Annotated in this window: 10 protein-coding genes; 3 read left to right on the forward strand and 7 right to left on the reverse strand. The window is 41.6% G+C overall.

The window, feature by feature from the left end:
• Window positions 1–50: 50 nt before the first annotated feature.
• Window positions 51–2,264 (forward strand): GTP diphosphokinase, encoded by a 2,214-nt coding sequence (relA, locus tag AC4GME_RS01485; protein ID WP_490378495.1) that lies wholly within the window; start codon window positions 51–53, stop codon window positions 2,262–2,264.
• Window positions 2,265–2,532: 268 nt separating this feature from the next.
• Here relA and AC4GME_RS01490 read toward each other — a convergent pair whose 3' ends face one another.
• The 3 genes from AC4GME_RS01490 to AC4GME_RS01500 all read right to left on the reverse strand — a co-directional run bounded on the left by AC4GME_RS01490 (window position 2,533) and on the right by AC4GME_RS01500 (window position 3,800).
• Window positions 2,533–2,997 carry a DUF6691 family protein gene (locus AC4GME_RS01490; RefSeq protein WP_490378922.1) on the reverse strand — a complete coding sequence of 155 codons (465 nt, stop codon included), beginning with the start codon at window positions 2,995–2,997 and terminating at the stop codon, window positions 2,533–2,535.
• Entirely contained in the window at window positions 2,997–3,419 is a 423-nt protein-coding gene (locus AC4GME_RS01495; protein WP_490378923.1) for a YeeE/YedE family protein, read from the reverse strand. Before AC4GME_RS01495 ends, AC4GME_RS01490 begins: the two co-directional genes overlap by 1 nt.
• A gap of 63 nt (window positions 3,420–3,482) precedes the next feature.
• On the reverse strand, window positions 3,483–3,800 hold the full coding sequence (locus AC4GME_RS01500; RefSeq protein WP_490378924.1) for an ArsR/SmtB family transcription factor: 318 nt from the start codon (window positions 3,798–3,800) through the stop codon (window positions 3,483–3,485).
• 146 nt (window positions 3,801–3,946) lie between these two features.
• Between AC4GME_RS01500 and AC4GME_RS01505 the strand changes: the two genes are divergently transcribed.
• Both AC4GME_RS01505 and AC4GME_RS01510 read left to right on the forward strand, forming a co-directional pair.
• A complete protein-coding gene (locus AC4GME_RS01505; RefSeq protein WP_490378925.1) occupies window positions 3,947–4,156 on the forward strand; it encodes a YgaP family membrane protein in 210 nt (69 codons plus the stop codon).
• Window positions 4,157–4,273: 117 nt separating this feature from the next.
• The gene (locus tag AC4GME_RS01510) at window positions 4,274–5,932 is read left to right on the forward strand and encodes an FAD-dependent oxidoreductase (protein ID WP_490378375.1); all 1,659 of its coding nucleotides are present in this window, start codon (window positions 4,274–4,276) and stop codon (window positions 5,930–5,932) included.
• A 588-nt stretch (window positions 5,933–6,520) separates the two neighbouring features.
• Here the strand turns inward: AC4GME_RS01510 and AC4GME_RS01515 are convergent.
• From AC4GME_RS01515 to AC4GME_RS01530, 4 genes are all read right to left on the reverse strand, one after another.
• Window positions 6,521–8,077, reverse strand: coding sequence for a diguanylate cyclase domain-containing protein (locus AC4GME_RS01515; protein ID WP_490378926.1), 1,557 nt, complete (start codon window positions 8,075–8,077; stop codon window positions 6,521–6,523).
• Window positions 8,078–8,611: 534 nt separating this feature from the next.
• On the reverse strand, window positions 8,612–9,613 hold the full coding sequence (locus tag AC4GME_RS01520) for a hypothetical protein (protein WP_490378110.1): 1,002 nt from the start codon (window positions 9,611–9,613) through the stop codon (window positions 8,612–8,614).
• A gap of 226 nt (window positions 9,614–9,839) precedes the next feature.
• Window positions 9,840–12,071 (reverse strand): primosomal protein N', encoded by a 2,232-nt coding sequence (gene priA, locus AC4GME_RS01525; RefSeq protein ID WP_490378927.1) that lies wholly within the window; start codon window positions 12,069–12,071, stop codon window positions 9,840–9,842.
• A gap of 217 nt (window positions 12,072–12,288) precedes the next feature.
• A partial coding sequence (locus AC4GME_RS01530; protein WP_490378928.1) for an endonuclease occupies window positions 12,289–13,628 on the reverse strand: 1,340 nt, incomplete at its 5' end.

A 13,628-nucleotide genomic window follows, 5' to 3' on the forward strand; every position in this document is an offset into this window, starting at 1 on the left:
CGTTTTTCTTTTAATCGTATTTGTTTTTGTTTTTGTTTTGGAGTTTTTTTATGGTTTCAGTTCGCGATACGCATTTTTACCAAACAGCGCAAAAAGATCCTAAAAAGTGGGTGACTACCTTAGGGTTAAGTGACTCGGATCAAAAAAACTTATTAGATAATTATGAAAAGATTATTGCTTTATGCGTGCAACCTGAGCAATTACCCTTATTAGAACTGGGCACCGAGATGGTGGAAATTCTAGTGACCCTGAATATGGATATGGATACCTTAAATGCCGCGTTAATCTTTCCGTTACTGGATCATAAAATATTAACCCAAGAGCAAGTGGATCAATTGTGGGTTAAACGCATCTCCAAACTGGTTAAGGGCGCTACGGATATGGAAGGTATTCGTGCTCTGCAAAATCAGGGCTCATCAAAAATCAGTGCCTCACAAGTGGATAACTTGCGTCATATGTTATTGGCAATGGTTGAAGATGTGCGCGCGGTGGTGATTAAACTTGCAGAGCGGATCTGTTTTCTGCGCCAGGTTAAAGGAGCAGATGATGAGAAAAAGGTCCTGGTGGCACGTGAAATAGCATCAATTTATGCGCCACTTGCAAATCGCTTAGGTATTGGCCAGTTAAAGTGGGAATTAGAAGATCTTTCCTTTCGTTACCTGCAGCCTGAAATCTATAAAAAAATAGCCAGACAACTCGATGAAAAACGTATCGACCGTGAAAATTATATTCAAGAGTTTGTTGCTTGTGTAAAAAATTCACTTAAAGAGATGCAGGTAAATGGCACTGCTTATGGCCGCCCGAAACATATCTACAGTATTTATCGGAAAATGCAGAAAAAAGATCTGCAGTTTGAAGATCTTTATGATGTGCGCGCAGTGCGTGTTGTGGTTGAAAAACTGCAGGATTGTTATGCGGCATTAGGTGCAATTCATACCCAGTGGCGTCATATTCCAAGTGAGTTTGATGATTATATTGCCAACCCTAAGCCTAACGGCTATCAATCAATTCATACCGTTGTTTTAGGGGCGGAAGGTAAAGCGATTGAAGTGCAAATCCGTACGCAACAGATGCATGATGATGCAGAGCTGGGTGTGGCGGCACATTGGAAATATAAAGAAGGCACAGCTGGTGGTAAAGCCGCAGGGGGATATGAAGAGAAAATCGCTTGGCTACGTAAACTTCTGGCATGGCAGGAAGATATTTCTGATACTGATAACTTGGTTGATGAAGTGCGCAGCCAGGTATTTGATGACCGCGTGTATGTGTTTACCCCAAAAGGGGAGGTTGTTGATCTGCCAGCCGGGGCAACACCACTTGATTTTGCTTATTATATTCATAGCCAGGTTGGACATCGTTGTATTGGCGCAAAAATAGCAAACCATATTGTGCCGTTTACTTATCAGTTAAAAACGGGTGATCAAGTTGAAATTCTAACTCAAAAAGAAGCTAACCCGAGTCGAGACTGGCTCAATCCAAATTTAGGCTATATCAATGCTCCGCGTGCAAGACATAAAGTCGCAACTTGGTTTAGAAAACAGGATCGTGATAAAAATGTGCAGGCCGGACGAGAACTCTTAGAAGTTGAACTAAGCAAAGTAAAACTGAAATTGAGTGATGTATCACCTGCGATTGAACGTTTTAATGTCAGCTCTGATGATGATATTTTTGCAGGGGTAGGTAATGGTGATCTGCGTATCAACCAGTTAGTACATTTTTTAGATAATCACCATCACCAGCAAACATTGGAGCAGCAGGACTTAGCCGCTCTTGAGGCCTTGGAGAAACGTAAAAATAGTTTTACACCTAAAGCGGTCGGCAACAATATCATTATCGATGGCGTGGGTAATTTAATGCACACTATTGCGCGATGCTGTCAGCCTATTCCGGGAGAGGCTATAGAAGGTTATATAACTCAAGGGCGTGGAATTTCTGTGCATCGTAAGCAGTGTGAGCAACTTGCGGATCTGCGCGATGCGCATCCTGAGCGAATTATTGAAGCTTCATGGGGGGAGTCTCACTCTTCAGGTTATTCATTAACGCTGCGTGTTGAAGCACTGGATCGCAGTGGATTATTAAAAGATATTACAACGCTACTATCCAATGAAAAAGCAAATGTATTGGGACTTAATACTATGTCTAATATTAAAAACCAATCTGCAATTATTGATATGAACTTAGAAGTTTATAACAGTGAAGAGATCAGTAAACTATTAACCAAGTTAAAACAGTTAAAAGATGTTTCTGATGTAAGGCGTTTATAAAAAGATCTAATATAGCAGCTGAAAAATGCAGTTTTCTGCAATTTTCAGCGGCTTAGCAGTAAAGCTTATGGCACTGTTAGTGCTGATTTCTCATTAGAAAGAATAATTTCTTTTCCCTCTATCAGCTAGGATAAACGGTAATAATATTGAGTAATTTTTTTTATTTTAAAGAGAAGGGAAGTGAAAATAGGAAAAAGGTAATAGCTATCAAATTACTTATTGAGTCAATTCTTATGATAGCTAATTTATTAAGGTTCGATAATATGACTTAAATAGTACAAGTTTTTTTGCGTTGCCCCATAAAAGGTAATGGTAAACGCCCTTGCAAATATTGTTTAGCAAAGATAATGCCTGCCAGCATACTTAATATAAAGATAAAAATAGTTAATGAGCCACCAGCAAGACTTGCCATTGCCGGACCTGGGCAAAAACCTGCAACTCCCCAACCAGCGCCAAAAATAGCCGCACCAGAGATTAATTGACCATCAATTTTAGTATTGCTTGTGCAACTGAATTTTTCACCGTTTATTGCATGGCTGCGTTTTTTAATCAGCAGATGGTAGAAAGGGGTAAATACCGCCAGTGCGCCGCCCATCACAAAAGCCAGGCTAGGATCCCAGTTGCCGGTAATATTTAAAAAGCCAATCACTTTAGTCGGGGAGACCATACCTGAGATAATCATGCCTGCACCGAATAAGATGCCTGAAATTAAAGCGATAATTACTTTTAACATTACAAAGCTCCAAACTGTTGGCGAAGCAATACCACAAATGCCGCGACTGTCATAAATACACAAGTTGCAACAACGGAGCGCTTAGAAAAACGGCCCATGCCGATAATACCGTGACCACTGGTGCAGCCGTTAGCGAGGCGAGTACCAAAGCCAACTAATATCCCCGCAATAACGATGTATACGGGAGGCTGGTTGACAAGTTCAGGTAGTTCAATTGCAAATGGTATTAAAATAAACAGGCTGATAACCATACCGACAGCAAAAGCAAGCCGCCATTTGAATTCACCTTTCTGCGGGGTTAATAAACCGCCAATAATGCCACTGATGCCAGCAATTTTGCCTGCAAATAACATCAGTAAACTGGCTGACAGACCTAACAAAGCGCCACCCGCTAATGCTGACCACGGGGTAAAGTTTTCCATAGCGGACTCCAAAAGTTAATGAAAATGGGTGCTGCTTGATTGACTTATCAAGCGCTCTTGTATCTATTTATCAGCGGCTTCTGCTGGACAGAAAGCTTGCTGTAGGGCGCCCAGTAATAAACTTACTCGACCATCTGCTAATGAATAGAATACCTGCTGAGATTCTTTTCTTATTTTCACCAGCTCATGTTTTCTTAATACACCAAGGTGTTGAGAGAATGCTGACTGACTTAATTGAGTATGTTCGCGCAATTCAGAAACGCCCATTTCACCTGTCGATAATAAGCATAAAACAACCATACGATCTGCGTGGGCCATTAATTTTAGTAGTTCACTGACTTCAGCTGCTTTGTCATGGATTGTTGCTAATTTATTGTTCATTTTTCACCCTCAATTTGAATATTGAGCATATTACAGATAGTAATGATATTTATCAATCTAATTTAGTGTAATATTTATTAGACATCGCTAATTTAGTTGTTATTATATGATTCATATATCAATCATAATTTTTAAGGCAGTAAAAAATGACAATTGAAAATGGTATTAAAGTGTTAGCTGGATCAATGGTATTACTCTCAGTGGTACTAACGCAGTTTGTTCACCCCGCATTTATGTGGTTAACCGTGTTTGTTGGCGCTAATTTGCTGCAGAGTGCTTTTACCGGGATCTGCCCTGCGCTGTTTTTTTTGAAAAAATGCGGATGTCAATCTGCGTCATCTGACTCAGACAAATAATATCTTCTCTACGACTTATAAATAAAACCCTGTAACAGTCTATTATTGTTACTGGTTTTTACTATTTTCAATTTTTATTTGATCCTTATATTTTTGTAACAATCTTTGGGGAAAACAATGTCTAAAAAAATATTAATTATTGGCGGTGTTGCAGGCGGCGCATCGGCAGCAGCCAGGGCACGACGTTTAGATGAGCATGCTGAAATTATTGTATTTGAGCGTGGTCCGCATATCTCATTTGCTAACTGTGGCCTGCCATATCATATTGGTGGTGAAATTGAGTTAAGAGAGAAGTTGTTATTACAAACACCGGAAAGTTTTAAAAACCGCTTTAATGTCGATATTCGTGTTCAGAATGAGGTTTTATCAATAGATAAACAAGCGCAAACGGTAATTGTTCGTGATCTTGCTACTAAGAAAGAGTACACAGAATCTTATGACGCATTGATTTTAAGCCCGGGAGCAGGCCCATTTGTACCGCCAATTTCAGGTATTCGTAACAATTTAACCTACACATTACGTAATGTGCCGGATATGGATGCGATTATTGCATCGATTGAAGTTAATAAACCGCAACATGCAACTGTGTGTGGTGGAGGTTTTATCGGTTTAGAGATGGCGGAAGCACTGCGTCACCGTAATATTAAGGTAACGATAGTTGAACTTGGACCACAAGTGATGGCACCTGTTGATATCGAAATTGCTAATGCCTTGCATGATGAGCTTGAGCAGCATGAAGTAGAATTAAAATTAGGTAAAGCATTACAGGAAGTTGCCCCATCTGATGGAGCTGATAAATCACTAACATTAATACTTAATGATGGTTCGCTTTTAGAGACTAACCTGTTAATTATGGCGGTAGGGGTTAAACCGGAAACTTCGTTAGCAAAACAAGCGGGTTTAGAGATTGGCGAACTAGGTGGCATAAAAGTGAATGAGTTTATGCAGACCAGTGATGATGCAATTTTTGCGGTAGGTGATGCAATTGAAGATCCTGAATTTGTAACTGGTGATGCGATATTAGCGCCATTAGCAGGTCCTGCAAACCGTCAGGGACGTTTAGCAGCCAATAATATTTTTGGATCAAAGGAAACGTATAAAAAAACCCAAGGTACGGCAATTTGTAAAGTATTTGATCTGGCGGTTGCATCGACTGGTTTAAATGAAAAAACACTGCTACGTAAAGCAATGCCATATCAGAAAATCTATGTGCATGCAGCAAGCCATGCTGGTTACTATCCTGGCGCGCATCCGGTGACCTTAAAACTACTGTTTAATCCTGAAACAGGTCTGATATTAGGCGCACAAGCGGTTGGTAAAGACGGTATTGATAAACGTATTGATATTATCTCTGTTGCCCAGCGTGCCGGTTTAACGGTTTATGATCTGCAGGATTTAGAATTATGTTATGCACCACCATTTGGCTCAGCCCGAGATGTTGTTAACCAAGCGGGTTTAGTGGCATCTAATGTGATGAAAGGTGATGAGGTTGTTTTCCATAGTGAAGAGCTTGAGTCGCTTTCTGATAAACAAATACTAGTGGATGTTCGCACTGAATTTGAAGTGGATAATATGGGCATGATCCACGGGGCTGTTAATATCCCTGTGGATGAGTTGCGTGCTAACTTGGCTAAGCTTGATAAAAGTAAAGAGATCTTAATTTACTGTCAAGTCGGTTTACGCGGTCATGTGGCATCACGTTTATTAACTAACTTAGGTTATAAAGTGAAAAATTTAAGCGGTGGTTTTAAGACTTGGAAACTGGCAACACGCTAACCCGTACTTTGTTTTATTAAATCCCCAAGGGAAGCTCAGCTTCCCTTTTTTGCATCTTTTTTGAGTCTCGTTCCCACGCTCAGCGTGGTAATGCTGATCACACCAGGCCAATTTATAGCAATCATACTAAATAAGTGATCAATTAAGCTGATCTAAATGTCCAATAATTGCGTTGCTTTCAATTCCAATGGCTTACAAAATCGAAGTTCTTTAGCACAGTAACGTCTACCTGAATAGTCATGCGCTTGAGCTAACGCGCTTTCGCCCCCATTGCGCCTTACAAAATAAAAATAGTGACCAAATTTATTTGGCCACTTCTATGCTCGCTTTCGGGAATAAACGAGCATAGTACGATCTACCTTTTTCGTTCAAGAAATTAAGAAAAGATGATTAGTTATGCATTTCTTTGCCGAGCGCTTGGGGACAAAAACTTTTAGATGATGCTACAAATAGATGACGATTGATTCTGTTTTGTATTGAGGAATATAAGGCGCTTCGGAGCATCGCGCCTTATATTTTTATATGATGCCTCTCAAAGGAAGACAAATTTACTTAGCCACTTCAATTGGCGTTTAATGCAATATGTTGTTACATAATGTCGGTAAAATTCGGTGCGGTAATAGCATCTGCGAAGGCATAATTATTTTTTCCTTGGCGTTTTATTTCGTACATCGCTTGGTCTGCCAATTTGACTAATTCCTGAGGACTTACTCCATGGTCAGGATATAAAGCAATACCAACGCTGGCACCAATTTTGACCTCCACGCTCTCAAGTTTATAGGGAGCTGCCACTGCTTTAATCACCTTTTCCGCTACAGTCGTAATACAGTCTTTGTCGAGGACGTCCGTAAGTAGAATCCAGAATTCGTCACCGCCAACACGCGCGACCGTATCCACCTCCCGAACACTGGAACAAAGCCGAGCTGCCGTTTCCTTTAGAACATGATCACCCGCATCATGCCCGAGAGTATCATTAACCGTCTTAAAGCCATCAATATCAACAAACAGAACTGCCACCTTTGTTTTGTTCCGCCTCGCGATCTTCAAGGCGCTCACCAGACGATCCATAGAAAGCCGCCGCATAGGTAGTCCTGTTAGAACATCATGATTAGCCATATGGAGGATGCGTTCCTCGGCATTCTTCAGGGCGGTGATATCTTCTTTAACCGCAACATAATGGCTAATCTTTCCATTCCTTTGTTTGACTGGTGCTATCGATGCAATCTCCCAAAAAAGTTCACCATTCTTTTTACGGTTATGAAACTCCCCCCGCCAAGTATCCCCAGCAGACAGCGCATTCCAAAGAGCAGCGTACTCTTTAGGGTTCGTTTCGCCAGAACGCAAAATACGAGGATTTTTTCCAATGAGTTCTTCCGAGGAATACCCCGTTTTTTCCGTAAAGGCCGGATTGACGTATCCAATAGATCCGCTTGTATCGGTAATAATTATCGATGAAGCTGACTGGTTAACTGCAAGGGAAACAATTCGAAGTTCCGATTCCAAGGCTGCGTGAGTCAGCAAGATAAGCGTTATCGTACTTCCCCCCAGGATAAATATTCCCCCCAGAAAGACTAACGACGACGAAATGCTTGGATACATAAAAGAATGTTCGAATGGGGACAGCAGTGCTATTACTCCCCGTGCCCCATGAGAAACACCAAACAAACCGTAAATAGTAGCCACGGCGAATCCAGCGGTTCGCCAAGGTGTATTTTTATCACGTACCAAGGTTAGAACAATGGCAAAGCAGATCATTACGAACGCGGTGGAAAGGACGACTATTCTGATATTCAGATTTTGATCGACATAGTTAAAATAGTAGAAAAGCGAGACGGTTATGGGGGGAAGCCCCAAATCAAGAAACAACAATGGAGGGCGACTCGTAAAAACACGAATTCCCCGTAAGATAAGCAGAAACCCGATCACATAAAGTGAATTAGCAACAACCAGTGAGATGAAATCGGGAATATTTCCACGCCCAGAGATTAAGACACTGGCGGCGGCAACACAGGACATACCCGAAGCCCAAAAACCCGCGCCGTTACGCCGAGACTGGGATCGCCACAGAGAAACCAAAGCCACAGCAGAACCAATCGAGACCAGGGCCGTTACAACTAGTAGAGTACGGTTATCTAGATCAAGCATTTTAGATCCATTCTAATAATAAATTACATTTCACTGGTGAACTTCCTTTGATCTAAACAGTAACACCATGTACGACTTTTAAAAGCAGCTGGGTATTGAAAACGACACTATTTTATCACACAAAAAAATAAAGCGCTGAAGATGAAAGTGATTTTGGGATCAGGTATTACCTTCTGCATTGCTCACTGTTCTAACTCATATTAGATCTAGACATAACTACGGCAGCACAATATGCAGATGTTGAATTGTTATTCATTGAAACTCCATCAACGGAAAATGTCTGTTTTGCTCGCTCTTGGGAGAAAGCGAGCGTAAATGGGGTAATCTCAACAGACAAATAGTGCAAAAGTTCTAAGTCGGTTTGTGCCCTTTGCGCCTTAGAAAGCTAACACGGAAACGCCCCCAAGCTATGTATGGATTCCATTGCGACTCAAGCAGTGAAAATTTAAGTTATACCCGCGCTCGCTTTTTCCCGTGTTATTCTGAGCAGGTCTTTAATTTTGAGCCTGTGGATTTTATCTGTTTTCTGAAAATTCAAAATTCAAAATTAAAGATCTGGTCCTCATTACCAAAATTAAAGATCTGGCCCTCATTACCCTCATTAGCATGCTCATTACTGCAGGCCTCTGTGGTCAGTTCATGGTGGCCTTGGTCATCTCCGTTAGCGATGGTGAAATCACTAACAAATTGGTAGCACTTATTTTTCCCTTGTTGAGCCACTTCGCTAATAGTGATAATCCCCTTATTGCCCGACTTACCATTACTCCAAGACTGTTTAGCGCCAATTTTAGGTTTTTCCATTAAACGCGCCATTGCTTCGCCATATAATTTCCGGTCTTTGTTCGAGAGGCTGTTGGCATCCTTTAGGCGCAATATTTCGGTCGTGTCTTTGCCGATTTTTCCTATCAATTCAAATGGTGAATGAAGGATCCCGCCAACAAACCCAGTTAGCATGCCTTTGCTCGCATCTTTGCCCACTTGTTCGGCCTGCCCCACTAACGCTTCCGCCTTAGCGATTATTTCTGGAACCTCAATACGCAATGCTTCACTTTCAGCCAAGATCAACGGGATTTGCGGTAATGCATTAGCAATTTGTTGGTTAGTACCCGCTATTGTTTTATTGGTACTGCGCACAGTTTGATTGGTTTCATCAACTAACTTTAACAGCGCCGGAAGCTCGGCTCGCCACTCATCAGACTGCTTTAAAATTGGTTCAATAGATTGAGTGACCGTTGAGACTTCATTGATAATAATCGGCACCTGCTGATTAATCATATCAACTCTGGCTAATACCTCAGGTATCAGCTGCTGGTAACCTTTACTTTGTTCAATAATTTGCGGTACAAACTGTTTCAGCTCGGCAACCTCATTGATAATCGGCGAGACTCGTTGAGCAGTATCATCAATTTGTTCAAGTAGTGCCGGTAATTGCTGACGAAACTGGCGAATTTCAGAGGCAAAAAATACGATGGCGGCAGCCAAGGCAAGCAAACCTAAGGCAGTTAACAGTTTGATGAATCGAACAAAGGTGTCCATGAAGAATGCTATCCCTTACTATAAGTGTGCGTATATGCCAATAACCTTAACCTATTGTTTGGTTAGGGTAAGCGCTTTAGTTTATTAGTTTTACTTTGCGGAGTATAGGGCGAATAACAGGCCTTTGTTCTTAGATTCGAGTCTGATGCTTTTTCTGGCAATTAACATTATGCAAAGGGCTGTAAAGGCAGATCTTTTGATAAATAAACCGACCAACTCGGCTAGTTTATACAAAATCGATAGGATCAACGTCTATCGACCATCTCACTTTACGGCCTTCGGGGAGATTATCAAAATCGCTGAGTGCCTGCTGCAGGGTTTGCGTAATCAAAGCGCGTTGCTCACTTTGTAACAGTAGTTGAAAGCGGTATTTACCCGCCCGTCGCTCCATTGATGCGGGAATCGGCCCTAAAATAAGCAGTCGTTCGCTTATCTTATTCGCCGCAGTGATCTGCGCCAGTATCTGTTTGCACAAACCGAGAAAGTTCTCCGCTTGAGTGGCATTATCGGATTCGCAGCGCAGTAATGCTTGAAATGAACTGGGTGGTAATTGTGCTAAAACTCGCTCCTGCAGTGCATTTCTGGAAAACTCCAAATAACCATTATTGATAAGATCCTGCAGTAAACTGTGCTCTGGATGGTGCGTTTGTAAAACAACTTGCCCTTTTTTCTCTTCTCGTCCCGCGCGGCCTGCTACTTGTGTAAATAGCTGCGCTAATCGTTCACTGGCACGGTAATCATTACAAAAGAGTGCGCCATCAACATCAATTAATGCCACTAAAGTAACGTCTGGAAAATGATGCCCCTTGGCAAGCATCTGTGTGCCGAGCAGAATCTTGTATTTCCCCTTGTTAATGTCATTTAAATACTGATTAAAGCTCTCTTTTTTACGGGTATTATCACGATCAATTCGCACCGTCGGGTGATCGGGGAAAAGTGTATTCAGTGTCTCTTCTAGCTGCTCTGTGCCCACCCCGGTTGAGATTAACTGCGTTGAACCACAATCATGGCATTGATGAGGTACTGGCAGGGTAGAGGTACAGTGATGACAATGCAGATAATTTGCGGATTTATGGTATGTATAAAATGCATCACAGCGGGGGCATTTCACCAGCCATCCACATTCATGGCACATCAACACTGGTGCATAGCCGCGGCGATTTAAAAACAGAATTACCTGGTTATTTTTAGCGAGGTGTTTTCCCATCAGTTCAATCAGTTGTGGTGATAAACCTGATTTAAGCGGTAAGCCGGCTAAATTAATCAAACTGCTGGCCGGTGGTTTGGCATTACCTGCACGCTGCGTGAGATGCAGGTGCTGATATTTTCCCTGCAGGGCATTATGCAGGGTTTCCAGAGAGGGGGTTGCTGAGCCTAAAACAATCGGGATCTTTTGTTGAAATGCGCGTTTTATGGCAAAGTCCCGGGCATGATAACGAAAACCATCCTGCTGCTTAAAAGAGCCATCGTGCTCTTCATCAATAATGATTAACCCTAAGTTTTTAAAATCACTAAAAACGGCACTGCGCGTGCCGATAATAATTGCTCCGCTACCTTGCTTGGCATGTAACCAGGTATCTAACTGTTCACGCGAGTTTAACCCGGAGTGCTTTAGGTAAGTGGGCACATTAAAGCGCGCCTGAAAACGTTGTACGGTTTGCGGGGTCAAACCAATTTCCGGCACTATCACTAATATTTGCTTACCTGCTTGCAGAATAGGTTTTAATATATTGAGATAAACCTCGGTTTTACCACTGCCAGTAATACCTTCCAATAAAAAACAGTTAAATGCATCAGTTTGCTGGGTAACGCTGGTAATCGCAATCGCCTGTTCGGCAGTTAATGTTGGTTTTTGTGTGCTTTCTGAAAAGGAGTCTGACCAGTTTAGATTGCAATCTGGTTGTAACTCAACTGCTTCGATTAAACCTTTTTCTTGTAATGTTTTCAGTGTCGGGCGGCTAACATCCTGCGCTTTTAACTGCTCTGTAGCTAATGCAGATGCTTGTAACAAAGAGAGAGCCTGTTGCTGTTTTTTCGCGTTTTTAAAATCATCTAAATTAAAGTCGTTTCCCGACAGTTGCCAATGTTCACAGCCCTTGAAGTTTGCTTCTTTACCCTGGCGCAATAGGCTTGGAATCGCCTGCTGAAATACATCTCCAAAAGGGTGCTGGTAATAAAAAGCAGCCCAGCGCAAAAGCGACCAGAGGTTGCCATCTAATAACGGTGTCTGATCAATTAACTGGGTGATATTTTTTAACTTATCCAATGCATAATCGCAGTGAGGGTTCACTTCGCAAATTACCCCGATCATCTGCCTTTTTCCACCAAAAGGAACACGCACACGACAGCCAACCAGGTTATTTATATCTGTTTTAAGCAGATAACCGGGCAGTAAATAATCGAACTGTTTATGCAGTGGGATCGCCAGCGCGATGCGACAAATAATAGGTTGGGTCATAAACTCAATTAGCTAATAATAAAAAATCTATTGTAACGCTTTTTAAAGTGAGCGACTTAAATAAATACAGGTAAAGAAGTAAGGGATTTTTTCCATAAAAGGGGGCTGATATTATTTTTTAGATCTGATTTGCTATTTCTATCATAAATATTGAAATGGTGTAGTGAATATTGCCTTTTACCTGTTGAGGCAAAAGGCAATGTTTTATCCGACTCTATTAATCAGCCCAAATTTCATTTACATATTCAGGATGATCAACAAAAGGGTTACGGTTACCCTGATACTGAGCTGCTGCATTATTACGATCAATCTCTTTCTGGCTTACCGGATCATTTGTGCTCCAGGTTTTTAACATAGCAATGACCCAAGGTTCAAACACCTGATCACCGCTACCATCTAACACGGCATTAGCGTTGTCCGAGTTGAGCGCCCATGAGCCTGCGATATCTTGATAACGCGTTGCCATATAAAAATGGGCTCTTGCAAAATCGCCTTTAAATTCATCGATCGGTTCAAAGACAGTTCCTGTATAGCCTAGGCCAGATCTTGCTGGACCTAATTTGCTTCCGTTTGTTGATGTGGTAGTGGCCGTGCCAACCTCACCATACGGATAGTTACTACGGTAACTGTTTACCTTACCATCAGTTGCGAAAATATGATGAACATCGGTATACATAGGAGAAGCATCGTCAAACCAGCTTTTTGGGAAAGAGTGTTCGCGGTTATAACAGTCGCCTTCACTGCTGTAATTACCGCATTGCTTAGTTACCGGCGTGAAGTTGTAACTATCTGAAGCAGAGGAGTTTTCAGAGTACATATCTAAGATAGAACCATCCTGTTCATAATATATATCTAATGAGTAAGTACTCATAAAGGTCCATAAATCACCGTAGCTTTTCGCAGTATGATCCTTAATGATATTATAAAGCGCAGTTTTTAACTCAAAAGCGGTTTTGTCCGTTGCAGCACTATAATATGTCGCTATCTCAGCTGGGGTAAGAGCAACAACAGGGATCGTAGTAACTGGATCGGTAGGTTCAACTGGATCTGTTGGGGTAGTTCCAGCCTTCTCCGTGAAGGTCAAATTATCAATATAAACAATTTCAGAACCATCAAAATCACCATCATCGTAAAAACGCGCACCAATTTCAATATCCTTAGTTTCAGTAGCAGTATATTCTTCGCTAACTTCTTGCCATTGATTAATGAGATTCTTATCTGAATAGCCTTTATAAGTAGCTAGATAAATGCGAGCTTTCTGGAAGCCTTCGGTGTGATAAATAGACATAGAGAGGGTATATGTTTTACCCGCTACCACATTGACGCTTTGACGGAAATCGGTATCACCTTGAGTGCCGGTATTAACTGTAATCGCTACAGAATTTAAACCAGTTTTAAAAATAGTACTATCTTGCAGCACTTCTATTCCACTATCAATGAGTGTCCAACCAGTGGGTTTTGCATCAGTCCAACTTTCAAAATCGCCATTAACAGCTAAATTGGTTGGCTCGACTGGATCTGTTGGCTCAACTGGATCTGTTGGCTCGACTGGATCTG

The sequence above is a fragment of the Psychromonas sp. genome (genome assembly GCF_983033635.1).